This window comes from Nautilia profundicola AmH (assembly GCF_000021725.1).
In the GTDB taxonomy this organism is placed as follows: Bacteria; Campylobacterota; Campylobacteria; order Campylobacterales; family Nautiliaceae; genus Nautilia; species Nautilia profundicola.
Map to the genome: position 1 here is coordinate 1,409,981 of NC_012115.1, position 26,017 is coordinate 1,435,997.

Genomic DNA, 26,017 nt, shown 5'->3' on the forward strand with positions numbered 1-26,017 from the left:
TTATTTTACCCCCCTTTCTTTTAAAAATTTCATAAGCATTTTTTCGACAACTTTTGACGCGATTAGCCCCTCGTCTTTACAAAATTTAACAAAATCTTCCCATAACGTTTTATCCTTAAGATTAATACTCGTTTTGTAAAATTTAGTTTGTCTTTTTTTTGTTCCCATTGTTTAAATCCTTTCGTTTATTTTTAATTATAATATTCAATACCTATTTATAAGTATTTATATATTTTTTTTTGTTGTAAAAAAAAAAGACTGATGAAAGTAGCAAACTGAATCCGCCGGCTTTTTAAAATTCCGCCGGCGGAGGTTACGGGAAAGCTTGCAAGCTTGAAAAATGGGGAAAAATAAAGGCTTGTAACATTTTTGTAACAAACGTAACATTCTGTAACTTTTTAAAATGTTACATTTCACGACCTCGCAAACCCCCGTAAATACGGGGTTGCAGGATTGTTGATATATCAACGTAACATTGTAACATTAAAAATCGAAAAACTATATATATAAAATAACGAATACCCATTCATAAAAATTACAATATAATTTAAAAAAATAATGTTACAATGTTACACCTACTTCAAACCCCCGAAATATCGAGCTTCAAGTGTAACATTTACAAATGTTACACGATGTTACAAATGTTACACTTACGTTACACTATCACTATAAACAATAAAATAACATCAAGAAAAAAGGAAAAAGGCAACGTTCCCGCCCCTTTTTTCTTTTCTTGTTTCTTCCTTTTTATGATATGTTAGTGTCCCGGAAGTGCCGGGCGGAAGTTAATCGGAGCCCGGCGGCAGGTAGCGTCTATATCAAGTCTTATATATTTAGTGTCCGTCACTTTTATAAAATTTGACGGATTCAGAAACCCGGTTTTTTGATATAATTAAAAAAAAGATTAAAAGTAGTCTGACAATAATTAATCAAATATTAAATAAAGATTAACGCAAAAATTAACATTAAGCAAACCTTAAGAAACAGAATGTCGTATTTTCGGGACTTCCGACGATTTTCATTAATCCTATATTAAATTAATCTTAATTATTAAATCAATATTAATATTACATTTATTAACTTAATATTAAATACGACTTAATAAAAGGACGAATCCTGCCTTTTCTTTTTTTCTTGATTTTTTCTTTTATTTTATTAAAATTCATATTCATCATCGGATTCATCATTATTGTTGTTATTATTAACTGGCTCGTCAATTTTTTTGCTATCACGCATATGAAATTCTGTCATACCTAAACCTATTAACTCGTCTTTTAATACTGAATAAAATATATCATACAAATAAAGTGCAGAAATATCGTATTTAGCCCGCATTTCGTAAAAAAACATTTTTATATCGAATTTCGCAGCTTCCATGTTGTATTCTTTTTCCGCGTCGTTCGCTTCGTCTTTAAGCAATAAATGATAATACGTTAAAAGTGATAAACGCTTTTGCTTATATTTACTTTTTAAATAATGTTTTTTAATCCCTTCAAAAGTGTGGGCAAATTGAGCCTCAAACACTTCGTTTTCAACTTTTAAGTGCTCAGAACATATAGTCTGCATAGTATGCCTAAATCCGTGTCCGCTAACACCTTCGAGTCCGTAGCGTTTTTTAATTCTGTAAAAAAACTTGTCCATATTTTTTTGGTCGCCTACAATGTATTGTTCGTCCTTGTTATCTTCATAAAATTTTAAAATATTTTTATCAGTATTTTTTTTATATTTAACAACTTGTTTTAATATTTTTCCTAATATTAAAATTGTGTTAAAAATAGCAAATAAATGTTTTGTTAAATACAATGTATATTCTTCATTATTTTTGCTTTGCCACCACCAAATTTGAGGGTCTTCATCAGGAACATCTTCGACATAAAGTTTTATTTTTCTTGCGTCAACATATTCATTTTTAATCCTAAAAAAATCTGATTGTCTTACACCTGTCAACATAAAAAATTTAACTATTAGGCCGAAATAAGCCGTTCGTATAATATCGTAGTCACGTGGAATATATCCGATATAATTTAAATTTTTTAAAACTTTTTTTTCATCTGTTTCTTTTAACATATCATCAAGGAAAAAGTCTATCGGCGAATGAACAACATCGTTAACATAGTAATGCAAGTTTTCAAACTCATCTTCCAAATCGTATTTTTCTTTAAATTTTTTAATATACATATATAATATACTATTAGCAATAATATCATTCAATTTTTTATAATATTTTTGTGCATCAATAAGCCTTTTAAAATGCGTGTAACTTGTAAACTTTAAGTTTTTGCAATCCTTAAAAAACTCAACATATTTATATTGTTTTATAGTTTGATACGTTTCATTATCAATTAACTTTTTATTGTTCTTTAAGTATTGTGCTATTATACGTAAAGTTATTATTGTTTTTTCGACAGTTTTACAATTGTTTTTACTGCGTGTTTTTGCACCGCCTCTGGCCTTCGCGTTTTGTTTTATTTTTGTAAGTAAATTCGTTATTTCGTCTTCTGTTCCCGGAAATTTATTTGTATGTTTTAAAATACGTTTTAATGCTAATATATATGTTTGTCTTGTTTTTTCGTTTGCGTATGAATTTGTAAAATGTTCAATTATATCTGATTCAATAACTGAAAGGTTAACCCGCCCGTTATAATATTCCTTTCTGTTAACATTTTTTACAAACATATTAACTAACCTGTTAATTTCGTTAAGTTCTTTAACTTTATAATTTCCATTAATAATTTCAAGTTTAACATCTGTAATTTTTTTAAATTTATTATTTAACCTGAAATACAACGCATACGTGCTTTTATTTTTTCCTTTTCTACATTTTAAATATATTTTTGCATCTAAAGCATAAAAACTACTTTCATTGTCACTTTTGTTAAATTTTTTGTAAATAATATCAACAATATCTTTGTTTTTTATTTCCATTTTTATTTCCTTTCATTTTTTTTGGTTACACCTTTGGTTACACATTATACTATGGACTTGTAAAAAAAAACGAACACATAAGTAAAAGTTATAACGCTAAAAAAGTGGTTTTTGCCCGGAAAAAGTGGTTTTTGAGTAGTTTTGCAAGGTTGATATGCTAAAACTCAACCCTTCGGAATGGGAATGATGTAATCATTCCTTTCCTTTTCATTTTATTTATTTTAATTAGTGTCTGTCATTTAGATCAAACATCTTATCTTTCTTATCTAAAACATTCTTATATATTTCTGTTTGTTTTTGAAACTAATTTATAAAATTTGAACTCATCTTATTTGATACAGAATTTAAAAAAGATTGCCTCTTTGCTGTAATACTGATTATAAAAGTTTGTAGACCGCAGGTGATTAGTGCCAGGCACTATTTTGTTTGAAAAATAAAAAAAGAGGAAAATTAATCTCTTCTTTCTTTGATTCTTGCTTTTTTACCTGTTTTTCCTCTTAGGTAGTAAAGTTTAGCTCTTCTTACTTTACCTTTTCTAACTACTTCGATTCCTGCAATACTTTCGCTGTATAGTGGGAAAATTCTTTCAATACCGATATTGTTTGCACCGATTTTTCTAACAGTAAATGTTTTACCAGCACCCTGACCTTTAATTGCGATCACAACACCTTCGAAGTTCTGAATTCTTTTTTTGTCACCTTCTTTAATTTCAACTGCAACTCTAACAGTATCCCCAGGTCTGAATTCAGGAATTTTTTTACCTTCGATTTGTTTTGCTTCAAAAGCTTCAATGAATTTATTTCTCATTATTTCTCCTTTGTGCCATTGGCCCTTTTGGGCATTCACACTTAATTTTGAAGTGAAATTATACCAAATTTTTTAAATTTTCGTATATCATATATTTATTCAGTTGTAAACATCATCAAAAGTTTGATTATCAATTAAATTTGTTATAATTACTATACTTAAGGAAAAAGTATGACAAATAAAGAAATACTCAGCGAATTAAAAAATTTTAATTTATTATTTGTTGATGATAATAAGCTTATAACAGACTTAGGAAAATCACTTTTTTCTAAAATATTCAAATCAATATTAATTGCCTCTAACGGTAAAGAGGCTATAGAAATTCTTAAAAAAACACCGGTAGATATTGTAATAACAGATATAAATATGCCTGAAATAGACGGCTTCGAGCTTGCCTCCCACATAAAAAAAACACATCCTGACACAGTTGTGATTTTTTTATCTGCTTTTTTTGATACGGATACGCTGTTAAAAGCGATAGATTTGGATATTGATGGTTTTTTATTAAAGCCTTTTGATTTAGATAAATTTTTCTCAACAATGAAAAATGTTTTATCACATAAACTTGAACTGCAAAAACAAATTAATCTACTTCAACAATATAAAACAATCGTTGATGAAAGCCTAATAGTATCAAAAACGGACCTTGTAGGAAATATTACCTATGTAAATGACGCATTTGCAGACATATCTGGTTATTCACAAGATGAACTTATAGGACAACCTCATAACATTGTAAGACATCCGGATATGAAAAGTGAAGTATTTGAAGAACTCTGGAACACTATTTTAAACAAAAAAACTTGGAAGGGATTAATAAAAAACCGTAAAAAAAACGGTGAGGCTTATTATGTAGAAAGTATCATTAAACCTATTTTTGATAAATACGGTAACATAAAAGAATTTATTGCATTAAGAAAAGATATTACTAATTTTATAAATGCGGAGAAATTAATCAGCGATAAATTGCAATTATTAAAAGAGGCTTTGCTTGTTTTAGTGAAAATAGACAATTATCATAATATAAAGCTTATTTATGATGATGAAACGGTTACTGAATTAAAAATAAAAGTCTTAAAAAGAATTAAAAAATTTTTAAACGAATATTTTGAAAATATAGAAGAATATATTATTCAAGATGGAATGCTCGGTTTTTTAATCGAAAAATTTAAAAAAGAAAATTTAGATGATATTTTCAAAAACATCATAAAAGACATTATCAACAACCCTATTATAATTAATGATTTTGAATATTTTCCTTTAATTCGTATTAGTTACGCATATGGAAACATCCATTTATTTAAAAATGCCATAACAGGTTTTGAAGAAATTGAGAACACCGAACAAAGAATAATTATGGCAAACGGATTATGCGCAAAGAAAAAAATAGAAACCATTAAAAATATGGAAATTCTAAAAACAATAAAATATGCTCTCAGAAACAACAAAGTTATATCCCTTTTTCAACCGATCATAGATAATAAAAACAAAAAAATTATAAAATACGAATCATTAGTAAGAATCATAGACAAAGACAATAATATGTTATCTCCCACATATTTCCTTGATATTGCGAAAAAATCTGGTTTATACAGCAACATAACCATAAAAGTGCTGGACAATACATTTAAAATTTATAGAGAGAAAAATATTCCAATTACAATAAATTTATCTCCTAACGATATTTTAATCGAATCAATCAGAAACAGGATATATTCATTATTAAATAAATATAAACCTCAAAAAGGTATGATTACATTTGAACTTTTAGAAGATGAGATTATACAGTTTGAACATACTACAAACGAATTTATTAATAAAGTTATTGATTTAAATGCGGAAATTGCAATTGATGATTTCGGAAGCGGTTATTCGAATTTTACAAGAATTATTGAGGCTAAAGCAAATATAATTAAAATAGATGGTGTGTTAATAAAAGATATAAATATAGACAAAACAAAACAGGATATTGTTGAAGCTATTGTAAGTTTTGCAAAAAAAGAAAATAAAAAAACAGTTGCCGAATATGTAGAAAATGAAAAAATTTTCAATACGATTAATAAATTGGGAGTGGATTATTCACAAGGATATTATTTTAGCAAACCATTAATTTCTCAAGAAATTAAATCAGGCCTATGAAATTTTGTTTTGCAAACAGAAAGCTCTTTTTGCCATTCTTTAATTTTAGTATGGTTTCCGCTTTTTAAAATATCAGGTACTTTACCTTTTTTTGAAAACTGAGGCGGCTCAAGCAGTGAATTTTCAAAACTCTCACCCTCAAGCGATTCGGAATTTCCAAGCACACCTTTTACGTTTCTGAGAACCGCATCCGCTATCACAAGCGCACCGAGCTCACCTCCTGTTAATATATAATCTCCTATACTTAAAACTTCATCGGCAAAGTCTTCTATAAGCCTTTCATCAAACCCTTCATATCTTCCACACACAAGTATCAGCACCTCTTCACTTGCAAGTCTTATTGCATCTTTTTGATTAAATTTTTTACCTACGGGAGTTAAAAAAATTACTTTTGCACGTTGATTTTTTGATTTTAAATCATCAAGAGCGTTTCTCAAAGCCTCGTTATCAATAATCATTCCGGCTCCGCCTCCGACAAGCGGCGTATCTACACGTTTATATTTATTCACGGCATAATCTCTGAAATTTACAAACTCTATTTCAAAAATGTCTTTATCAAGCGCTTTTTTTAAAACGGAATCTTCAAAATAACAACTTATTATGTTGGGAAAAAGTGTCAGAAAGATTATTTTCATAACAGTGATTCGAGTAAAACTTTTGCACCGTCTGCTTCGATTTTTTTGTTTTCTACATCCACATCTTTAACGTGTCTTTTAAAATCAATCAAAAATCTCTTAGGATATTTTTTTTCAATTAATTCAGGATTTGTGTTTATGACAAGATAATCGGCTTCGTTTGCCCTTTCTATCTCTTTAACACGCCCAAGCAGTTCACCGTCTTCATATACGTCGCATCCAATAATATCAAACCAGAAATATTCGTTTTCTTTAAGCTTAATATCCTCTTTTGTCTGCTCTTCAGTAGAATACAGCATTCTATTTGTCAGTTTTTTTGCATCTTCAGGTGTATCAATACCTTTAAACTTAACAAGTCCTCTTTTTAAGTCTATTTTTTCAATAGTGAGGTCTATTTTGTCAGAAGGGAAAGTTTTATCTTTTTTGAACTGTTCGGGAAAGTCAGTTAAAAGGTGGATTTTCTGCCACCCTTTAATACCGTAGCTTTTACCTATTTTTGCAATAGGAATTTTATTCATCTTCAGTTTTCACCGTTATTTTATAATTTTTATTTTCTTTGGCTCTGCATCCGCTTATTACTGTTTTAATAGCTTTTACCATGGAGCCTTCTTTACCGATAATTCTACCTACATCGGCTTTTTTAGCATATATAACTATTTCGTCAAAGTCTTCGTGAGGCACTACCTCAACTTTCACATGTTCAGGTTCAAAAGCTAATAATTTAGCAAACTCCGTTACGAAATCAACAACCATTAAGCGTTGTTTTCCTCAGCGATTTTTTTAAGTTTTGTAACTCTTTCGCTCATTTGTGCACCTACACCTAACCAGTAGTTAAGTCTGTCTAAATCCATTTTTACAGTTGCAGGTTCAGTCATTGGGTTGTAATATCCGATTGATTCAATCCATCCTGAGTCTCTTCTTTTTCTGCTGTCAGTTACAACTATTCTATAAAAAGGTCTTTTTTTTCTACCAAATCTTGCTAATCTTACTTTTACCACGTTTACTCCTTAGTTTATTTTGTTTAATCCCACCCAAACCTACCCAATTACAAATTAATTCGGAATTTTAATATATTATTTAGGAAAATTCAAGCCCTGAGTCATTTTCATAAGTTCATTCATATTAGGCATTTTTTTACCGGCGAATTTTTTAGCCATTTTTGCGGCGTTTTGGAACTGTTTATTAATTCTATTTATTTCTTGAATACTAAGTCCCGAACCTTGTGCAATTCTTCTACGTCTGCTCGCACTTTCCTTAATTAGCTCAGGATTTTGTCTCTCTTTTGGTGTCATTGAGCTTATCATTGCTTTAATCTTCTTAATCTCAGCCGAGTTCTCAAGGTCTATGTCACCCAGCTGTTTTAGCATATTCCCCATTCCCGGAATCATACCGAGCAGGTTTTTCATACTTCCTAATTTTTTCATCTGTTCAAGCTGATTTAAAAAGTCTTCATAGTTAAACTTACCTTTTTTAAGTTTTTTGGTAAGTTTTTTTGCTTCTTTTTCATCAATAATCGCAGATGTTTTTTCTACAAGCCCTTCAATATCCCCTGCACCCATTATACGGCTGACGATTCTCTCAGGTACGAATACTTCAATATCCTGTACCTTTTCACCAGTACCAATAAATCTAAGAGGTTTACCTACCTGATGGGCAATACTCAGTGCAACACCGCCTTTTGAATCACCGTCGTATTTAGTAAGAATCACACCTGTAATATCAAGTTTTTCGTCAAACTGTTTTGCGGTATTAAGCGCATCTTTACCTGTAAGTGAATCCGCTACGTAAAATATTTCATGAGGATTAACCTCATTTTTAATTTTAATAAGTTCATTCATAAGCTCGTCGTCAATCGCAAGACGCCCGGCCGTATCTATAAGTACAACATCATAAAATTTCTCTTTTGCTTCTTCTACGCCTCTTTTTGCGATATCTACCGGGTCTTTTGAGTTTTCATCATAAAAAATGTCAAGCCCGTTTTGCTCCGCTAACTGCTTTAGCTGTTCTACGGCTGCCAGTCTTTGTAAATCCGCCGCTACCATTAAAACTTTTTTCTTTTTAAATTCTTTAAGGTAATTTGCAAGTTTAGCGGTTGTTGTTGTCTTACCGCTACCCTGAAGACCTGTCATAAGCACAACAGTAGGTGGTTTGGAAGCATATACAAATCCGTAATTACCTGGAGCCGTTAATATTTTCGTTAATGTTTTATCAAGTGCTTTTAAAAAGTTCGCTTTCCCGATACCGGCTTTTTTTGTTTCTACTTCAACTTCTCTTAAAAGATCTTTTACAACCTTAAAATGTACGTCCGCTTTTAAAAGATTCTTTTTAAGCTCATCCAAAGCTTTTTTAAGCGCTTTTTCATCATCTTTCATTCTTATTTTATTAATAGCGCTCTTAAAGCCGTCACTTATCTTATCAAACATACTTCTCCTTTAGCTACTTTTTCTTTTTTTTCTTATGAGTATTAACCTCTTCTTGCATTTTAAAATCACTTGGTTCCGGCGATGTAAAATTATAATCAAATATTTTAAATTTATGGTGGTGTAACATAACTCTTTTAAACGGTTCTCCTCCATACTTTTCATCACCTAAAATAGGATGTTCAACAGCTTTTAAGTGTGCTCTGATTTGATGTGTTCTTCCGGTATGGATTACGGCTTTTACTTTAGATTTGGTTCTGAACGCCAAAATCGGTTCAATTTCGGTTACGGCGTCTTCTCCGTCTTTTGATATCTTTGCAAGTGCACCGCTTTTTGTTTTAATCACCTTAATAGGAAGATCTATTTTCATAGGCTCAGCCACAATACCGCTTACCCATGTGATATATTCTTTATAAACGTTTTGTTTTTTAAACTCTTCAATTGCTTTTTTCTTAAACTCATCGTTTTTTACCAAAATAAGAACACCGCTTGTTTCTTTATCAAGTCTATGCAATAATTCATATCCAAAGTTTTTAGCAATTTCCTCACTTGTAATATATGGAGGCTTATCTACCGCCAATAGATTTTTATCTTCAAAAATTTTTTTCGGTTTTGGAAATTTTAAAACTTTAAATTTTGTATTAATGGGTAATAACCCTCTTGCTATTTTAATTTTTTTGTCTTTTGCAAAAACAAGTCCTCTGTCTATAAGCTCTTTTGCAGCTCTATTAGATATACCTTCTTGTTTTGCCAAAAGAATATATGCTTTTTCGTTCATTGTTGCCTTTTTTTGTTGAAATTATAACAAATAAAAACTTTTTCTTATATTTTTGTAAAAACATTAATAATAATATAAAGCATCAAAAAAAATGTTATAATATTGTTATAAATTTTATTTATATTAAGCTAACTTTAAGGAAAAACGAGTTAAGATACAGTTTGAGAATGAATTAATATTCATTCGAATAAAAAAAGGGGAAGAAATGAAGTTCAAATTTTCACTATTAATCGCACTTGCTTTATCGACACAACTATATGCAATCAGTCCGTATATAGACGGATACCGAGCATACATAAGATACGTCAAGCACATCCCGAGATACGGCATAAAAGCTCCTGAACTTTTAAAAAAACTAAATGTAAGAAACGAAGAAGACCTGCTAAATCTATTTAAAGACAACGGAAAGCCGCTAATCGAAAAAACCAAACAATTTAACCCTAAAGCTGCTGAAGGTTTGGAAAAAATTATTAAAAGAGGTAAACTCAAACAATTAAAAGTATTCCTTTTCGATGTTTTAAACGGTCAGATACCGGCCGGATGTATGTAATTAAATTAACTTATATTTAACACTTTTTTTGTGTAGTTTGAAGTTTTTTTATTATAATTTTCGCTGTTTGAATTTCGGGCTTCATTCTTCCCCGGAAAAATTAAAAAACAACTAAGGAGATAAAATGAAAAAATTACTACTTTCAGCTACAGTAGTTGCAGGACTATTTGCAGCTCCAACAATTGACACTTTACAAAAACAAATCAATGATTTACAACAACAATTAAAAGAATTAAAAGCAAAACAAACTGAACAAAACGACAGATACTACAAAAAAGTAGCTCCTATCGTAGCAAACAACCACCTATTCTGGAGTTATGATTTAAGAACAACTTATGACGCTATTTTCCAAGAAACTACTGACGGTATGGGTGTAACAAATGTCCAAATGGATCCAACAACAGGACAGACAGTTTTCACATTTGCTCCAGTTAAAGGTGAAAAAATCAACAACCACATCTTTACTAACAGAGTAATTTTAACAGGTGTATATAAACCAAGTGACAATCTTAAAGCAACTGTAAGGGTAGAAGCAAACAATATGTTCGGAAGTAACGATGCTTCTAATATGATGGTAAATCCTTTCCAAAACGTTCCTTGGGTGGCAAACGAAACACCTGATGATATTAATTTCAGACTTAAAGAAGCTTTCTTTAACTACTATTTCGGTGATGATTTAATGTTTAGTGCTGGTAGAAGACCGGCTACAAACGGTTATCCTGCAAACTTAAGAGAAGGTGACGATCCTGCAAGTCCTCTTGCACACTTAATCAATATGGAATTTGACGGATTCAGTTTCAAAATCGGAAACGGTGAATTTTCTAAAATTACAGACAAGTTCGGAGACTGGGGAACTTGGTTAAAATTCTGTGCTGGTAGAGGTTACTCAAGTGCAACTGGTAAATGGCCAAGCAACTTCGCAGCTCCTTATTCAAGAAACGATGCACTTAAAAATATGGATTTCGCTGGATTTATTTTCGTACCGTATGATGACGGTCAATATTCTTTATGGACAGAAACAGTTTGGGCTTGGCATGTTCAAGGTTATACAATGAATTACGATGCAACTGTAGCATTAGCTGATCCAACAAAAGCTGTTTACGAAATGTCTGATACAGGAAATTATTTCGGCGAAAACGTAATGTTAAAAGCAGACGGTATCGGTGACGGTATTAGTGATTTCTTAGACGATACTAAAGCGTTTGTATCATTTGCTTATAGTAAAGTAAAAGGAAATGGTAAATTATTAGGACAAGATAGTACTGGAAATCCTGTTTATGAAGGAACTCATTCAGGACACAGTGTTTGGGTTGGTGCAGACATGCCTGGATTCAAAGACGGTGACAGATTCGGTTTAAGTTATGTAAAAGGTAGCAAATACTGGAGAAGCTTTACTTACGGTGAAGATACTTTAGCAGGAAGCATTGCTGCTGTTAGAGGTAAAGCTGTAGATGTATATTACAACACTGAAATCGTTCCTCATTTAACTGCGGGACTAAGATATACATACATTAAATACGATCATGCAGGAAGTGACGGATTCTTTGGTATGATGGCTGATCCTGATGTAGCTGATAATTTCTCTTATGTTAAAAAAGCAACAGATATCAGAGCTTACATCAGATATAAATTTTAATAATTAACATAAATTTAACTTATAAGTGCCTCCCGGCACTTATTTTTAATTTTTTTTTGATACTATTATTTCGTAAATTCCTAAAAGGAGAATAAATGTCTGAAATTATCAATCTCAAAAGAAGAAACTTTCTAAAAGGCTCAGCGGCAGCGGCGGCAGGTGTTACACTTGCAAGTACGTCTGCATATGCACTTAGTGCGTATGAAGATGCCGAGAGTGCAAAAGAGAAAAAAGAAAAAGACATAAAAAACGCAAAATATATTCCGACATTCTGTGGAATGTGCGTTAATATGTGTGGTGCGATAGCAAGAAATGTTGACGGCAAAGTTGTAAAACTTGATCCAAACCCTCTGTTCACAAAATCAAGAAACTTTTTATGTGCAAGAGGTAATGCTGGATTAGCGGCTCCTTATGATCCTGACAGATTAAAATGGCCACTAATTAGAGTAGGAAAAAGAGGAGAAGGTAAATATAGAAAAGCTACATGGGAAGAAGCATACGAATATATTAGACAAAAGATGGTAAAAATCTATGATGAAGAAAAAGACAATAGAAGTGCAATCGCATTCGGTGCCGGTGCAGGTGCTGAAGAGCCTCTATTTGCAACATTCGGAAACGGCGTTGGTAGTGCTATTTTCGTTGACCACTTTACTACATGTTTCGCTCCTGCTTTCATGGCGAACAAACTTACGTTCGGAAGCTGGGGAAGTGCTGATTTTAGAAGAAGCAAATATGTATTAATGCTCGGTGCAAACAGAGCTGAAGCTATTGTTACTCCTGATACGTTAGACCTTTTCAGAAGAGGTCACAAAAGAGGAGCGAAAATAGTTTACGTAGATGTAAGATATACAAACACTGCAGCTCAGGCAGATGAATTTATTCCTATCAAACCTGGTACTGATTTAGCGTTAATGCTTGCTATGATTCATGAAACAATCAATAAAGGGTATTACAAAACTCCATATAAAGCTGACTATTTAGCTAAAAATGCTGACGGATTAGATGAATTAGTAGAATACTTTACTAATGGAGAAGGAAGCAAATACACACCTGAATGGGCAAGTAAAATTACTGAAATTCCTGCTGATACAATCAGAAGACTTACAAAAGAATTTTCTGACGCAGCTGAAAAATATGAAGGTGCTGCAAACTGTTACAGAAGTAGAAAATCTACTTGGTACTATCAAGACTTTGATTTCAGACGTGCTCAGGCAATCTTTAACGTATTACACGGATGTGTTAACAGACCTGGCGGTGTACTTCTTGGTAGAGGTCTTAAAGCGGAAAAATATGAATACGAAGATTTCCCTATTTATGACAATGCGGCAACAAGAATCGATATTGCAACAAACCCTAAAGGTGAATATCCGCTACTTAACCCTACTAAAGGTTCTTGGCAGATTTTCAGAAATAAAGTTCATGAAATCAACACCAAATGGAAAAAAGGTGAAAAACTTGCAGACGGCGAATATCCTGTAAGAGGTATGTTCATCTACAGAGAAAACCCAATGCAATCAGTTCCTGGATATGAAAAAACAGCTGAAATGTTTGATACTATGGATTTAGTTGTTGTAATCGACATTATTCCAAACGACACGGCAATGTACGCAGACGTAATCCTTCCGGATACACCGTATCTTGAAAGAACTTCACCTGTTAAATCATTCGGTACTCTTTGTCAACCTGTAATCGGTTATAGAAGTGCTACAATGGAACCAATGTATTCAACAAAACCTTTATATTACATTATGAAAGAATTAAGCGAAAAAGTTGAAAAAGACTTAGCGGCAATCACTTTCAAATATACATGGGATGCAGATGATTTAGGTGCGGAACTTCCGGCCGATTTCAACTTAGCTAAATACTTAACTGATGATTTTGAAATTGATGAAGAAAAACTAAAAGCAGATATCAAAGACGAAAAACTTGTAAAAGCAATTTTACAGCATGCAAGTGAAGACGATCTTGATATTGCTACGTTTAAACTAAGCGCGGCTTATGAAAAAACTCCTGAAGAGTTCAACGAAGAAGTAATGACTGAAATTTACGGTAAAAAAGCTGCGGAAATCGCAAAAGAATACGGTGCTTACTGGCCTGGAATCGAAGATGCGATTGAAGAAGCTATTGACGAACATCTAAAAGTACTTAAAAAAGACTATGAAGACAAAGCAGGTGCGGTATATGATCTTTACGACAAATATTCAAAACTTCCTAAAGATTACTGCATCAAACCTAAAAAAGGTAAATGGATTAAATTAGCTCTAAGAAACCTTGAAGGTAAAAAATTCAAAAACCCTATCAACGGACAGGAAGAAACACTTCATAAATTCCCTAAATGGAGAGATTCACTGTTTGAAGAACCTAAAAATAATCAAGTAAGACTTGTTGTAGGTAGACACGGATACTTTACACAAAGTTCACATCCGAACAACTATCTGTTATTAGACCTTATGAACTACAACTACATCTGGATTAACGACGAACTTGCAAAAGAACTTGGAGTTAAATTCAAAGATGAAGTAGAACTTACAAACAGAACAGGTCAAAAAGTAATCGGAAAAGTATATCCGACTAAAAGAATTAGAAAAGATACAATTTTTGTTGCAACAGGTATGGGAAGTAAATCACCAATGTTAACTCTTGGTGGAAATAACGGTATTTCTCAAGCTACAATTGCTGAAGATCATACGGATCCGATTATCGGAGCGGCAAGTATGAACGAAACTTTTGTAACAATTAGAAAGGTGTAAAAAATGGCTAATTACGCAATGGCATTAGAATATCAAAACTGTATAGACTGTAGAGCATGTGAAGTAGCATGTAAAGATGAAAACGGAGTAATGCTCGGTGCAGACAAGCAAAGAATCTGGGTTGGTATAGTTGAAGGCGGAACAACATTAGCCGATGCCTTTTTAAACTTCTATCCATCTCAGTGTAACCACTGTGAAGACGCACCATGTATTACAGTTTGTCCTACAGGTGCTTCACACTTTGTTGAAGGTGGTATCGTAAAAGTTGATTATGATATGTGTATTATCTGTAAAGGTTGTATGGAAGCATGTCCATATGAAGCAAGATTTGTTGATGAAACAAAACACGCAGTTGACAAATGTACATTCTGTGACGGAAGAATCCAGGAATACGGAACGACTGCATGTAGTGCGACATGTCCTACAAAAGTAAGAACATTCGGTGACCTTGAAGATCCGAACTCTGATATTGTTAAAGTTCTTAATAAAAGAGAATTTTTCGTTCTTAAAGAAGATGAAGGAACACTTCCTAAACTGTTCTATCTTGTACCTGAAGATGAAGAATACGCAAAAAGAACTCTTGGAAATGTAAAAAGACACAAATGGGCTGAATTTAAAGCCAAATATGAAGCTGAGGCAAATGCGAAAAAGCCTGAGTGGAAAAAAGCGTAAGGAGCTATTATGAACGAATACATTAATTGTTGCGGGCTTAACATTAGAAAAGTTAGTATTACACAACTTTTATTTAATAAAACAATGCTAATAGCATACGTTTTACTTGCTATCGGAGTTATCGGTTGGTATGAAATTTTTGCACTAAGATGGGCACATGATTTTGTTAATAATGCAGGTGTTATTGCAGCAGCAGGTCACCTTGAAGACACAAAACAAATTGCAATGGCATTAAAAGAGCAAATCTTTCATTTAGAACATATTGAAGAAGTAAACAAAGCGGAACCGTGGGGTATTTTCGTATCTCAGTATACATACCTTTTGTACGGTGGTAGTGCGCTTATTTTCCTAACAGCTTTAGCAGAACTATTCCATGTAAAAATAGCTCCTAAAGTTGCGGCGGCATTCATTACTTTTGGTATTTCTATGGTATTTGGTGGTTTAGTATCAATCGCAACAGACCTTGCTAACCAAATCAATATTTACTGGATGTTTTTAAATCCTCAACCACAAAGTGGTATGTGGTTAATGTTACCTTTATATACAGTATATATTCCGTTTACATTTATCGAAATCTATTTCTTACTTACAAACAATAGAGAAATGGCAAGAAAAATTGCCGGTGTTTTAGTTATCTTAGGTCTTGTAATTGATGCGGCAGAATTCTATATCCAGGGTCTATTATTTAACTTAAATGATCCGAGACATTTATGGACAGATATTCCGCAACTTTGGATTTATTTCTTAATCACAGGGGCATTAACAGGTGTTGCTGGTGCAATGCTTTACAGTTTCTTGGGTCTTAAAGATAAACCTTACTATGAAGATACAATGAATCTTTTAATTAAAGCTGGACTTGTTATAGCTGTATTAACAGGCCTTTATGAAGTAGTTAACTATATGACAGTAGATCCAAAATGGACATCACTAATCGTAAGTGGCAGTCCGGTTGCTACAATGTTCTGGACATGGATTGTTTTAGGTTTAGTTATTCCGATTATTCTTTGGGCGACTAAAAATAAAACATTGGCTGTTGTTGGTGCTATTTCAGCTATTATCGGTACATTCTTTATGAGACAGGCATTTATTTACGGTGGTAACGTTTATCCAATGACTGCAAGAGTTGATGGATTAGGACCACAAGCTACAGGAATTTACAACTTAGCAGAAATTACTCCATATGCTTATGTACCTGCTCATACAATGGAGATTTTAATTGTAATTGGATGTTTAGGACTTGGTATTGCAATTTACTCTATCCTTGATTCAGTTTTTGCTGTAAGAGACGTAAACGACAACGTAGATCACTAATCTCCTGCCCTTTTGGGCATTTTTTATCACTCACAATAGTGTCTGTCACTAAACCATCAACCATCAACCATCAACCATCAACCATCAACCATCAACCATCAACCATCAACCATCAACCATCAACCATCAACCATCAACCATCAACCATCAACCATCAACCATCTATTATCTACGCAAATCATAATATTAAATTTTTCTTATAAATGTGGGTTTTTGTCTTTTTTAGTGTATAATAACTAAAAATTTTAAGGAGATTTTATGGCATTAGAACTAAATATGCAAAACTTTGAAGACACTATAAAAAACAATGAAGTTGTAGTAGTAGACTTCTGGGCTCCATGGTGCGGACCTTGTAGAATGATCGCTCCGATTATTGAAGAATTAGCTGAAGAATATAAAGAAAAAGGTGTTGTAGTAGGTAAAGTAAACACTGATGAAGCACCAGAAATCGCTGGTCAATTTGGAATTAGAAGTATTCCTACTGTTATTTTCTTCAAAAACGGTGAAGCAGTTGACGCAATGATCGGTGCTGCACCTAAACAAATGTATGTTGAAAAAATTGAAGCACTTCTTTCATAATTGAAAAGCAGATTTTTTTACACATTCAGCTCCTTTTTTGGAGCGTTAATGGTAGCTGCCTTTTTCTTCTATTATAACTACAAATTTAAAGAATATAAATTTATTGACTTTAACAAAATCGTTTTATACGAAAAACACAAAATTTTTGAACCAAAAGAACAAGAATATACCGTAATAATTTTTTCTTCAAGAATGAACGATATAAATGAACTTACAAAAAAAATAAAAACAAAATACCCGATTTTAGCTATTGATATATACCAGCAAAGAAAAGATTATAAAAACATTATATACACAACCGCAGGAATAAATACTATAATTAAAATAATTCAATTTTTAAATATTTATCAGGTACCGGTTACACTTAATATAAAACGATATAATAAAAAACTGTATAAACAAGACAGTCCTCTTGAAGTTATTGAAAATTAATATTGATAAAAAGAAAAAATCTCTTTATCAATGTTAATTTAAGGAGCAAAAATGCATGACGTAATTATAATAGGAGCGGGTCCCGGAGGGCTTAGTGCCGGGCTTTATGCTGGAAGAATGGGACTTGACACACTAATCATTGAAAAACTAACCCCGGGAGGACAAATAACACAAAGCAGTGAAATAGAAAACTATCCTGGAGTTTGCGAGGTTAAAAGCGGACTTGAACTTATGCAGTGCTGGCCAGAACAGACCATGAGATTCGGGGCAAAAATCATAAGCGAAGAAGTAAAAAGTATAGAAAAAAACGGTGATATCTTTAAAGTTATAACTTCTCAAAACGAATATCAAGGTAAAGCCGTAATACTTGCAACGGGTGCAACGCCTAAAAGAGCGGGATTTAAAGGCGAAGAAGAGTATATCGGGAAGGGAGTGAGTTACTGCGCGGTATGTGACGGATATTTTTACAAAAATATGGACGTAGCTGTAATAGGCGGCGGTGACAGCGCACTTGAAGAAGCACTGTATCTCAGTAATATAGCCAAAAAAGTATATCTGATACACAGACGTAATGAATTCAGGGCATCTCCTCTTACAATCGAAAAAGTTATGAAAAAAGAAAATATCGAAATACTTTTTAATACAACAGTTGAAGAAGTAAAAGGAACTCCTTTTTTAAATACGGCGGTTATTAACCAAAACGGTGAGATTAAAGAATTAAAAGTCGACGGCGTGTTTGTATTCGTGGGAATGAACGTAAACTCTTCACTTGTAAAAGATCTGTGTGAACTTAACGAATACGGTGAAGTAAAAGTGGATCTGAATATGAAAACAACGCTTGATGGGCTCTATGCTATAGGAGATGTAAGACAAAACAGCGTAAAACAAGTGGTGGCTTCCGCCGGAGACGGTTCGGTTGCGGCATTAAATGTGGTAAAATACGTTAAAAATTTAAAGGTATAATATGAAATACGGAATTGTCGGTGCAACAGGGAGAGTTGGACAGATTTTGGTAAATATTATTAAAAATTCTGATGACAGTATCGGTGCTGTTATGTTTGAAGGACCTCAGACGATTGAATTTGAAAAAGAAACGGTAATTACAAACGACGCAAAAACACTTCTTGAAAATTCGGACGTGGTTATCGATTTCTCAGCTCCTGCGGCTACTCAAAGCGTACTTGAAGCGGCTATTGAAAACCCTAAACCTCTTGTAATAGCTACAACGGGACTTAATGATCATCAGCAAAACCTTATGCTTGAAGTATCTAAACTCGCTCCCGTATTATATGCTACAAATATGAGCCTCGGGGTTGCTATTTTAAACAAACTCGTATCAATGGTAAGTGAAAAACTTAGAGATTTTGATATTGAAATCGTAGAGCAGCATCACCACTTCAAAGTTGACGCTCCAAGTGGAACGGCTCTTACATTGGCTGAAAGCTGTGCAAAAGCAAGAGGACTTGATCTTAAAGAAGTAATGGTTACAGGAAGAAGCGGTCACGTTGGAGCCAGAACAAAAGATGAAATCGGCGTATTTGCGGTAAGAGGCGGTGACGTTGTAGGACGCCATACTGTCGGATTTTACAATGAAGGTGAATTTTTAGAATTAAACCACACTGCGACAAGTAGGGAAACATTTGCAAGAGGTGCTATAAAAGTTTCAAAATGGCTTGTTAATCAAAAGCCGGGACTTTACTCAATAAATGATGCTTTAGGAATATAAAAAAAGGAAATAATCAATGTGCTCGGTAGTAGGTATTTATGGAAACGAAAACGCAAGTAAATTAGCTTATTACGCTCTATTTGCTATGCAACACAGAGGTCAGGAAGCAGCGGGGATCAGCAGCAGCGACGGCGAACATATAAAAACCGTCAAAGACAGAGGCCTTGTAACTCAGATATTTAAAGAAGACCATTTTAAAATCTTAAAAGGAAACATGGCAATCGGCCATACAAGATATTCTACGGCAGGTGATGATTCCATCCTTGACGCTCAGCCTGTATTTGCAAGATACGGACTTGGGGAAATATCGATAGTTCACAACGGTAACCTTGTAAACGCCAAAGAAATAAGGGACGAACTGATTAAAATCGGTGCAATTTTCCAGACAAACATGGATACGGAAAACCTGATTCACCTGATTGCGAAAAACTATGAGAAAAAAAGACTAAAAGACAGAATAATCGATGCGGTTAAAAAAATAAAAGGCGCGTTTTCTTTAGTGATTCTTAGTAGAAGTAAAATGTTCGTAATCCGTGATCCTTTCGGATTCAGACCTCTGTCTCTTGGTAAACTAAAAAGCGGCGGTTACATCGTGGCAAGCGAAACGTGTGCATTTGAGCTTGTGGGCGCTGAATTTGTAAGAGATGTAAAACCTGGTGAAATGATTATATTCGAAAACGATGAAATCAAAAGCGAAATGATTTTTGAACCGACTCCGAAACAGTGTATTTTCGAATACATTTATTTTGCAAGACCCGATTCAAACGTGTTTGGCAAAAACGTATACAGTGTAAGAAAACAGATGGGAAGAGAGCTTGCACGCGAACTTCCGGTAGAAGCCGATATGGTTGTACCGGTTCCTGACAGCGGCGTTGCGGCGGCTTTGGGATATGCACAGGAAAGCGGCATTCCTTTTGAAATGGCTATAATGAGAAACCACTACGTCGGGCGTACGTTTATCGAACCGACTCAGGAAATCAGGGATCTGAAAGTTAAAATGAAACTAAGCCCTATTAAACACAAAATAGAAGGAAAAAGACTTGTAGTTATCGACGATTCAATCGTAAGAGGTACTACAAGTAAAAGAATCGTAAGAATGCTAAAAGAAGCGGGTGCGAAAGAAGTGCATATGAGAATTGCAAGCCCGGCTACGATAGGTCCTTGTTATTACGGAGTGGACACGCCTACAAAAGAAGAACTCATAGCATCAAGACTCTCAACCGAAGAGATTGCAAAATACATAGAAGCCGATTCGCTTGCATATCTTTCAATAGATTCGATTGTAAAAGCGATCAAAGATAAAAAAGATAACTACTGCTTTGCGTGTTTCGACGACAATTACCCTATTCTTTAAGAGAATTTTTCTCTTTTTTCTTGATTAAATCCGATCTTTTTGATATAAAGTGGCAAAAAAGAGGATAGATGGATAGATTATATACTTTTGGCAAATACTTAAAGAAAAAATTTCACACAAACGTAAAAAAGGTACCGATCTCAATCCCGGGATTTACATGCCCGAATATCGACGGTACTGTGGCAAGAGGCGGCTGTGTTTTTTGCGAAAATGAGAGTTTTTCGCCTAACTTTCAAAAAGAAAGAGTGACACTTAATCTTAAATCCAAAGAAAACCCTCTTTTACAAAAACAGCTAAAAGCCCTGAATGATCAGTTTTATTCGACGGTTCCGGATCTTAAAAAATACTACGGCGCCAAAAAGTTTATAGTCTATTTCCAGAGCTTCACAAACACCTACGCACCGTTTGAAACACTAAAAGCCTTATATGAAAAAGCGCTTTCGTTTCCAGATGTAATAGGTATAAGTGTCGGTACAAGAACGGACAGCATAACGGACGAAACTCTTGAATATCTTGCCGAGCTAAGCAAAAAATATGAAGTATGGGTTGAATACGGAATACAAAGCTCAAACGACGAAACACTTAAAAAAATAAACCGCGGACACGATTTTGCAAACGTAAAAGAAGTAGTTAAAAAAACAAAAGATCTAAACCTTAACGTATGCGGACACCTGATATTCGGACTTCCCGGAGAAACCCAGGAAGACATGCTAAAAAGCGTAAAAGACACGATTGAGCTTAATATCGATTCGATCAAATTCCATCCTCTGTATGTTACTGAAAACACACTTCTCGCACTTGAATACAAAAAAGGAAACTTCACTCCAATCGATGAACAGACATACATAGATACACTAATAAAATCAATAAAAATGCTCCCTCAAAACATCTCAATCCAGAGAATGACAGCCGGAAGCGAAAACCTGCTTGCACCTGAATGGTGCAGAAGTAAAGCACAGCAGATGAGCCATATTCACAGAGCCTTAAGGGATGAGGGGATAAAACTTTAAAGGGAAATTTTTCAATGAAAAATGGAAAAACATCCAACAGGTTCGACAAAGATGCAATCACATGGGATGACCTGCCAAGGCGCATAAACCTCGCAAAAGCTGTCGTAAACAACATCATTCCGCATTTAAAAGGCAACGAAAAAGTGCTTGAATTCGGATGCGGCACCGGGCTTGTCGGAATAAACATAGCCCCTTATGTACAAGATCTAAAAGGCATAGACACCTCAGCCAAAATGGTTGAAAAGTTTAACGAAAAAGCACAAAAACTAAATCTGAACGCCAAAGCCTACCAAAAAGATATATTCGAAATAAACGAATCCTTTGACGTTGTAATTTCATCCATGACGCTTCACCATATAAAAAATCTAAACGCTCTGAACGAAAAACTAAAATCAATCACCAACAGGGTGTTTTTAGCCGACCTGGTAAAAGAAGACGGCACGTTTCACACAAGAGGAAATGACGATGTGGAGCATTTCGGATTTGACATCGATGAACTAAGAGAGTATTTCAAAGGCTGGAATTTGGATTATAAAATAATCCATCTAATTAAAAAACACAGTGATTTTCCAGTTTTTCTTTTAGAACTTAAAAAGTGAAAGTATTTTTTATTTCTTTTGATTTATACAACTTTTCATCGGCAAGCATAAAACTCTCTTTGATGTTTCCATGAAATTCGCTAAATCCTGAAGAAACCCTCAATTTAAGACCATTATAACTATTTCTTTCTATTGTGTCATAAAATTTGATAGCCCAATTTTTAATATCAGTTGATGTAGAACCTACGAATAATACAACAAATTCATCGCCGCCTATTCTGCCTATAATATCATTTTTTCTGGTGTTTTGTTTCAATATTTTTGTGAAAGCTTTTAAATATTCGTCTCCAACCTTATGACCATACATATCGTTTATTTTTTTAAAATCATCCAAATCAAAAATACCCAGCACTCCTTTTTTATTCCTTATAGCTTTAAAAAAACCTCTTCTGTTATATACATTTGTCAAAGAGTCTGTATAAGCCTGATTTTCTAAATCCTGATGTTTTTTTATAAAAATAAACGTATGTTTTTCTAAATTCAAAATAAAAAAATAACTAATAGAAGCAACTAAAATATCGGAAAAAACAAAAACATATAAATCTTGCAATGTTACTGGATATAAAAGGTCATTCAAATAAGCGATTATTACAAATATTAAAAAATAGATAGAAAAAAACGTTCCTATTTTTTTTCCTGCATATAAATACATAAAAGGAATTACCGCAATAATCCACATACATCTATATACCACATGCGTATTATAATATATAACAAAATTCAAAACCATAAAAATAGAAAATGCAAAAAAATACAAAAACAGTTCATAGGAAAGCTTTTTTTTAGCATAAAGAACATATAAAAAAAATAAAGCAACAATATCAAAAGTAGCAAACTTTTCAACAAAGGGATTTATAATTACAATCCCTTTATGTTCTGAAAACTTATAAATAACCATTACCGCCAAATAAATATATAACGGAATTTTTATACTTTCTTTTTTAAAATCATCAATAAACATTATCCCCGCCCCCAAATATCTTCTACAAATAATCAAGCCACATAGGCAAAAACTTCTGAGCCTTTTTTATAGTCGTTATCGGACCGTGTCCTGGTAAAACCCTCTTATCATACGGTATTTTTAAAAATTTTTCAATAGATTTTTTCATATCTTTAGGATTTGAATAAGGGAAATCCACCCTTCCAATACTACCGTCAAATATAAAGTCCCCGCTAAACATTTCGTCACCTATTTCAATTGTAATGCTTCCCGGTGTGTGTCCCGGAAAATGTTTTATTTCCACATCATAATCACCGATTTTATACACACCTTCATCCATTAAAATATCAGCTTCTACTTTTGGCGGATTATAACCAAAAGGATCTTCAGTTAACATAAAGGCGTCATTTTTATGGATATATATTGGTATACCATAATATTCTTTTATCTTTTTATCATCCCACATATGATCAAAATGTCCATGTGTGTTAATAATGGCCAAAGGATCTTTTACATGTTCTTTTACAAACTCAAAAGCATCAACACCGGGATCAATAATTATCTTTCTATCAACTATATAACAATTCGTATAAAATTCTCCACAAGGTTTAACAAGTATTTCCATTTTTCCCCTTACACATAACTATATCAAGCTGCAGCGTATGTAATCGCTCTTTTTTCCCTTATTACATTAACCTTAATCTCTCCAGGGAAGCTCACTTCTTCTTCTATTCTTTTTGCAATATCTCTTGCCATTAAAACCGCCTCATCGTCATTTACCAAATCAGCTTCGACAATTACCCTTATTTCTCTACCGGCATTAAGCGCATAGGCGTTTATTACACCGATATAGCTTTTTGCAATATTTTCAAGGGCTTCCACTCTTTTTAAGAAAGCTTCCAATACTTCTCTTCTTGCACCAGGTCTTGCAGCACTGAGCGCATCCGCCGCACAAACAGCCGCTGATTCTATACTTGTAGGTTCAACATGTCCGTGGTGTGCTTTAATTGCATTTAATACTACTTCCGGTTCTTTGTATCTTTTACATAAATCATATCCGAGTGTAACGTGATCTCCTCCAAAATCATGAGTTAACGCTTTTCCTATATCATGAAGAAGTCCCGCTCTTTTGGCAAGCAATTCATCTCCTCCCATTTCCGCAGCCATTATTCCTGCAAGATGAGCCACTTCAAGAGAATGCGCGAGCGCATTTTGTCCGTAACTTGCTCTATATCTCAGTCTTCCGATTAATTTTACTATTTCAGGGTGAATTCCTGCATTTGAAAGTCCTAAATCAATCAATATCTCTTCACCTTCTTTTGTAACTTTTTCTTCAAATTCTTGAGTTACTTTTTCATAAATCTCTTCAATTCTCGCCGGCTGGATTCTACCGTCCTCAACCAGTCTTTTAATAGTTTCAACTGCTATCTGACGTCTGTATATATTAAAACTACTTACCGTTACGGCACCAGGTGTATCATCTATTATTATGTCACAGCCCGTAACCATTTCAAGTGTTTTAACGTTTTTACCCTCTTTTCCGATAATTCTACCTTTCATTTCATCATCACCTATAGGTACAACATTAATAAGTCTCTCACCTGCAAAATCTCCCGCATATCTTGTAGTTGCCTGAGCAATTACAAATTCCGCTTTTCTTTTGGCGTCATTTTCCGCTTCTTTTTAAAATTTTTCTTGTTAAATGGGCAATTTCATCACGTAACTCTTCTTCGGTTTTTTTAAGAAGCATCTCTTTTGCCTCTTCTTTTGTAAATCCTGCTCCGTTTTCAAGTATCTTTTGAGCTTCTTGAAGTTTTTGTCTGTATTGATCTTTTAATTTTTCTATTACTTCTCTTTCTTTACTTATCGCATCTATTCTTTTTTGAAGTTCCTCGTCTTTTTTCATATGTTTTTCAATTAAATTTTCAATCTCTTCTTCTTTTTTTAGAATTTCATTTAATTTATTTTCGTATTCCTGTTTGAGTTTCATTTCTTGAAGCTCATAAGAGTTTTTTGCTTCAAGCTCCATTTCTTTAGCTTTGGTTTTAGTGTTTTCAAGTAAAATCTCAGCTTCATGCTCAATAGCTTTTGCTTTAGCTTTTGCCTGTTCTACGTATATTTCATACTTTGCCGCATCCATTTTTTTTGCGATAATAAATCCCGCGAGAGCGGATAATATCATAACGGCTAAAATTATTAAAACTGTCATTTTTACTCCTTTTATAAATATTAAAGCTTATATATTCATCAGCACGAACATCATGTTTTTGAGTCAAAACATTTTTGGAAAAACATGGTTTCAGTTGCACAAATACCACTTTAGGCCTATAACCGAGTTTATCAAAAAACCTGTCATACATCCCTTTTCCAAATCCAATACGCCTAAATGTCAAATCTATTCCGACAATTGGAACAATAGCCAAATCAATCTTAATACGAGTTTTTTGCTTATTGTCAGGTTCAAGTATTGAAAATTTCTTTTTAATAAGTGGTAATTGATATTTTACCATCTTAAAGCTTAAATCCTCCATAAATGGCACAAAAATATTCTTTTTTTCGCGTCTTAGCTTTTTCAAAACCCAGTGAATATCGACTTCCGTATCCATTGGAATAAAAAAAAGTATATTTTTATGGTGCTTACACAATTTATAAAGTTGCCACCCAATTTTTTTTGAATAATAATATTTATTATGTTTGTTCATATTAAAACATATTTTTCTAAACTCGTTTTTCATTTATATTTTCCTCCGCTGC

The 26,017-nt window shown here is 33.3% G+C and carries 25 protein-coding genes and 1 pseudogene; 13 read left to right on the plus strand and 13 right to left on the minus strand.

Annotated features, from left to right (window positions below; all coding sequences use genetic code 11):
* From NAMH_RS09190 to rplS, 3 genes are all read right to left on the minus strand, one after another.
* Positions 1–168 (minus strand): hypothetical protein, encoded by a 168-nt coding sequence (locus NAMH_RS09190; protein WP_012663617.1) that lies wholly within the window; start codon positions 166–168, stop codon positions 1–3.
* 987 nt (positions 169–1,155) lie between these two features.
* A complete protein-coding gene (locus tag NAMH_RS07410; protein ID WP_015902708.1) occupies positions 1,156–2,925 on the minus strand; it encodes a site-specific integrase in 1,770 nt (589 codons plus the stop codon).
* A 450-nt stretch (positions 2,926–3,375) separates the two neighbouring features.
* Positions 3,376–3,732 carry a 50S ribosomal protein L19 gene (gene rplS, locus NAMH_RS07415; RefSeq protein ID WP_012663461.1) on the minus strand — a complete coding sequence of 119 codons (357 nt, stop codon included), beginning with the start codon at positions 3,730–3,732 and terminating at the stop codon, positions 3,376–3,378.
* A 171-nt stretch (positions 3,733–3,903) separates the two neighbouring features.
* Here rplS and NAMH_RS07420 point away from each other — a divergent pair, with 171 nt between their 5' ends.
* Positions 3,904–5,871: an EAL domain-containing protein gene (locus NAMH_RS07420; RefSeq protein WP_015901858.1), complete on the plus strand. Its 1,968-nt coding sequence runs from the start codon at positions 3,904–3,906 to the stop codon at positions 5,869–5,871.
* On the opposite strand, the gene trmD is transcribed toward NAMH_RS07420, so the two are convergent.
* The 6 genes from trmD to NAMH_RS07450 all read right to left on the minus strand — a co-directional run bounded on the left by trmD (position 5,847) and on the right by NAMH_RS07450 (position 9,704).
* Positions 5,847–6,506, minus strand: a complete 660-nt coding sequence (gene trmD / locus NAMH_RS07425; protein WP_015902521.1) for a tRNA (guanosine(37)-N1)-methyltransferase TrmD — start codon at positions 6,504–6,506, stop codon at positions 5,847–5,849. The two genes, NAMH_RS07420 and trmD, sit on opposite strands and share 25 nt — an antisense overlap.
* Positions 6,503–7,024: a ribosome maturation factor RimM gene (gene rimM, locus NAMH_RS07430; protein ID WP_015902573.1), complete on the minus strand. Its 522-nt coding sequence runs from the start codon at positions 7,022–7,024 to the stop codon at positions 6,503–6,505. Before rimM ends, trmD begins: the two co-directional genes overlap by 4 nt.
* On the minus strand, positions 7,017–7,259 hold the full coding sequence (locus NAMH_RS07435) for a KH domain-containing protein (RefSeq protein WP_012663901.1): 243 nt from the start codon (positions 7,257–7,259) through the stop codon (positions 7,017–7,019). The genes rimM and NAMH_RS07435 overlap by 8 nt, the downstream gene beginning before the upstream one ends.
* Positions 7,259–7,504, minus strand: a complete 246-nt coding sequence (rpsP, locus tag NAMH_RS07440; protein ID WP_012663771.1) for a 30S ribosomal protein S16 — start codon at positions 7,502–7,504, stop codon at positions 7,259–7,261. The genes NAMH_RS07435 and rpsP overlap by 1 nt, the downstream gene beginning before the upstream one ends.
* A gap of 75 nt (positions 7,505–7,579) precedes the next feature.
* On the minus strand, positions 7,580–8,929 hold the full coding sequence (gene ffh, locus NAMH_RS07445) for a signal recognition particle protein (RefSeq protein WP_015902410.1): 1,350 nt from the start codon (positions 8,927–8,929) through the stop codon (positions 7,580–7,582).
* A gap of 13 nt (positions 8,930–8,942) precedes the next feature.
* Positions 8,943–9,704 carry a pseudouridine synthase family protein gene (locus tag NAMH_RS07450; protein WP_015902771.1) on the minus strand — a complete coding sequence of 254 codons (762 nt, stop codon included), beginning with the start codon at positions 9,702–9,704 and terminating at the stop codon, positions 8,943–8,945.
* A 205-nt stretch (positions 9,705–9,909) separates the two neighbouring features.
* On the opposite strand from NAMH_RS07450, the gene NAMH_RS07455 reads away from it, so the two are divergent.
* The 12 genes from NAMH_RS07455 to NAMH_RS07510 all read left to right on the plus strand — a co-directional run bounded on the left by NAMH_RS07455 (position 9,910) and on the right by NAMH_RS07510 (position 22,323).
* Positions 9,910–10,254 (plus strand): hypothetical protein, encoded by a 345-nt coding sequence (locus NAMH_RS07455; protein ID WP_015901838.1) that lies wholly within the window; start codon positions 9,910–9,912, stop codon positions 10,252–10,254.
* Positions 10,255–10,378: 124 nt separating this feature from the next.
* A complete protein-coding gene (locus NAMH_RS07460; RefSeq protein WP_012663627.1) occupies positions 10,379–11,890 on the plus strand; it encodes a DUF3373 family protein in 1,512 nt (503 codons plus the stop codon).
* A gap of 95 nt (positions 11,891–11,985) precedes the next feature.
* Positions 11,986–14,640, plus strand: coding sequence for a molybdopterin-dependent oxidoreductase (locus NAMH_RS07465; protein WP_015902062.1), 2,655 nt, complete (start codon positions 11,986–11,988; stop codon positions 14,638–14,640).
* Between the two features lie 3 nt (positions 14,641–14,643).
* Positions 14,644–15,312: a 4Fe-4S dicluster domain-containing protein gene (locus NAMH_RS07470; RefSeq protein WP_012663532.1), complete on the plus strand. Its 669-nt coding sequence runs from the start codon at positions 14,644–14,646 to the stop codon at positions 15,310–15,312.
* Positions 15,313–15,321: 9 nt separating this feature from the next.
* Complete coding sequence (locus NAMH_RS07475; protein ID WP_015902150.1) at positions 15,322–16,623, plus strand: polysulfide reductase NrfD family protein; 1,302 nt, start codon at positions 15,322–15,324, stop codon at positions 16,621–16,623.
* Between the two features lie 258 nt (positions 16,624–16,881).
* Positions 16,882–17,202 (plus strand): thioredoxin, encoded by a 321-nt coding sequence (gene trxA / locus NAMH_RS07480; protein ID WP_012663722.1) that lies wholly within the window; start codon positions 16,882–16,884, stop codon positions 17,200–17,202.
* Between the two features lie 48 nt (positions 17,203–17,250).
* Positions 17,251–17,634 (plus strand): hypothetical protein, encoded by a 384-nt coding sequence (locus tag NAMH_RS07485; RefSeq protein ID WP_015902374.1) that lies wholly within the window; start codon positions 17,251–17,253, stop codon positions 17,632–17,634.
* 51 nt (positions 17,635–17,685) lie between these two features.
* Entirely contained in the window at positions 17,686–18,597 is a 912-nt protein-coding gene (trxB, locus tag NAMH_RS07490) for a thioredoxin-disulfide reductase (protein WP_012663878.1), read from the plus strand.
* A gap of 1 nt (position 18,598) precedes the next feature.
* A complete protein-coding gene (dapB, locus tag NAMH_RS07495) occupies positions 18,599–19,360 on the plus strand; it encodes a 4-hydroxy-tetrahydrodipicolinate reductase (protein WP_015902732.1) in 762 nt (253 codons plus the stop codon).
* A 16-nt stretch (positions 19,361–19,376) separates the two neighbouring features.
* Entirely contained in the window at positions 19,377–20,714 is a 1,338-nt protein-coding gene (purF, locus tag NAMH_RS07500; RefSeq protein WP_012663970.1) for an amidophosphoribosyltransferase, read from the plus strand.
* A gap of 68 nt (positions 20,715–20,782) precedes the next feature.
* A complete protein-coding gene (gene mnmL / locus NAMH_RS07505; RefSeq protein ID WP_015902434.1) occupies positions 20,783–21,724 on the plus strand; it encodes a tRNA modification radical SAM protein MnmL/YtqA in 942 nt (313 codons plus the stop codon).
* Positions 21,725–21,738: 14 nt separating this feature from the next.
* Positions 21,739–22,323 carry a class I SAM-dependent DNA methyltransferase gene (locus NAMH_RS07510; protein WP_015902777.1) on the plus strand — a complete coding sequence of 195 codons (585 nt, stop codon included), beginning with the start codon at positions 21,739–21,741 and terminating at the stop codon, positions 22,321–22,323.
* On the opposite strand, the gene NAMH_RS07515 is transcribed toward NAMH_RS07510, so the two are convergent.
* The 4 genes and pseudogenes from NAMH_RS07515 to NAMH_RS07530 form a co-directional block, all read right to left on the minus strand.
* Positions 22,313–23,284, minus strand: a complete 972-nt coding sequence (locus tag NAMH_RS07515) for a GGDEF domain-containing protein (protein ID WP_015901717.1) — start codon at positions 23,282–23,284, stop codon at positions 22,313–22,315. The two genes, NAMH_RS07510 and NAMH_RS07515, sit on opposite strands and share 11 nt — an antisense overlap.
* Positions 23,285–23,306: 22 nt before the next feature.
* On the minus strand, positions 23,307–23,888 hold the full coding sequence (locus tag NAMH_RS07520; RefSeq protein ID WP_015901782.1) for an MBL fold metallo-hydrolase: 582 nt from the start codon (positions 23,886–23,888) through the stop codon (positions 23,307–23,309).
* A gap of 23 nt (positions 23,889–23,911) precedes the next feature.
* Positions 23,912–25,472 (minus strand): annotated as a pseudogene (gene rny / locus NAMH_RS09460) (ribonuclease Y).
* Positions 25,384–25,998, minus strand: coding sequence for a 5-formyltetrahydrofolate cyclo-ligase (locus tag NAMH_RS07530; RefSeq protein WP_015902331.1), 615 nt, complete (start codon positions 25,996–25,998; stop codon positions 25,384–25,386). Before NAMH_RS07530 ends, rny begins: the two are co-directional and overlap by 89 nt.
* Positions 25,999–26,017 lie beyond the last annotated feature (19 nt).

Excerpts from the sequence above, each read along its gene's own strand:
- NAMH_RS07475 (WP_015902150.1), top strand. The coding sequence starts at position 15,322 with ATGAACGAATACATTAATTGTTGCGGGCTTAACATTAGAAAAGTTAGT.
- NAMH_RS07435 (WP_012663901.1), bottom strand. The coding sequence starts at position 7,259 with ATGGTTGTTGATTTCGTAACGGAGTTTGCTAAATTATTAGCTTTTGAA.
- NAMH_RS07520 (WP_015901782.1), bottom strand. The coding sequence starts at position 23,888 with ATGGAAATACTTGTTAAACCTTGTGGAGAATTTTATACGAATTGTTAT.
- NAMH_RS07465 (WP_015902062.1), top strand. The coding sequence starts at position 11,986 with ATGTCTGAAATTATCAATCTCAAAAGAAGAAACTTTCTAAAAGGCTCA.
- ffh (WP_015902410.1), bottom strand. The coding sequence starts at position 8,929 with ATGTTTGATAAGATAAGTGACGGCTTTAAGAGCGCTATTAATAAAATA.
- NAMH_RS07460 (WP_012663627.1), top strand. The coding sequence starts at position 10,379 with ATGAAAAAATTACTACTTTCAGCTACAGTAGTTGCAGGACTATTTGCA.
- NAMH_RS07510 (WP_015902777.1), top strand. The coding sequence starts at position 21,739 with ATGAAAAATGGAAAAACATCCAACAGGTTCGACAAAGATGCAATCACA.
- NAMH_RS07455 (WP_015901838.1), top strand. The coding sequence starts at position 9,910 with ATGAAGTTCAAATTTTCACTATTAATCGCACTTGCTTTATCGACACAA.
- NAMH_RS09190 (WP_012663617.1), bottom strand. The coding sequence starts at position 168 with ATGGGAACAAAAAAAAGACAAACTAAATTTTACAAAACGAGTATTAAT.
- NAMH_RS07420 (WP_015901858.1), top strand. The coding sequence starts at position 3,904 with ATGACAAATAAAGAAATACTCAGCGAATTAAAAAATTTTAATTTATTA.
- purF (WP_012663970.1), top strand. The coding sequence starts at position 19,377 with ATGTGCTCGGTAGTAGGTATTTATGGAAACGAAAACGCAAGTAAATTA.
- NAMH_RS07530 (WP_015902331.1), bottom strand. The coding sequence starts at position 25,998 with ATGAAAAACGAGTTTAGAAAAATATGTTTTAATATGAACAAACATAAT.
- trmD (WP_015902521.1), bottom strand. The coding sequence starts at position 6,506 with ATGAAAATAATCTTTCTGACACTTTTTCCCAACATAATAAGTTGTTAT.
- NAMH_RS07485 (WP_015902374.1), top strand. The coding sequence starts at position 17,251 with ATGGTAGCTGCCTTTTTCTTCTATTATAACTACAAATTTAAAGAATAT.
- dapB (WP_015902732.1), top strand. The coding sequence starts at position 18,599 with ATGAAATACGGAATTGTCGGTGCAACAGGGAGAGTTGGACAGATTTTG.
- trxA (WP_012663722.1), top strand. The coding sequence starts at position 16,882 with ATGGCATTAGAACTAAATATGCAAAACTTTGAAGACACTATAAAAAAC.
- NAMH_RS07515 (WP_015901717.1), bottom strand. The coding sequence starts at position 23,284 with ATGTTTATTGATGATTTTAAAAAAGAAAGTATAAAAATTCCGTTATAT.
- NAMH_RS07470 (WP_012663532.1), top strand. The coding sequence starts at position 14,644 with ATGGCTAATTACGCAATGGCATTAGAATATCAAAACTGTATAGACTGT.
- NAMH_RS07410 (WP_015902708.1), bottom strand. The coding sequence starts at position 2,925 with ATGGAAATAAAAAACAAAGATATTGTTGATATTATTTACAAAAAATTT.
- rplS (WP_012663461.1), bottom strand. The coding sequence starts at position 3,732 with ATGAGAAATAAATTCATTGAAGCTTTTGAAGCAAAACAAATCGAAGGT.
- mnmL (WP_015902434.1), top strand. The coding sequence starts at position 20,783 with ATGGATAGATTATATACTTTTGGCAAATACTTAAAGAAAAAATTTCAC.
- trxB (WP_012663878.1), top strand. The coding sequence starts at position 17,686 with ATGCATGACGTAATTATAATAGGAGCGGGTCCCGGAGGGCTTAGTGCC.
- rimM (WP_015902573.1), bottom strand. The coding sequence starts at position 7,024 with ATGAATAAAATTCCTATTGCAAAAATAGGTAAAAGCTACGGTATTAAA.
- NAMH_RS07450 (WP_015902771.1), bottom strand. The coding sequence starts at position 9,704 with ATGAACGAAAAAGCATATATTCTTTTGGCAAAACAAGAAGGTATATCT.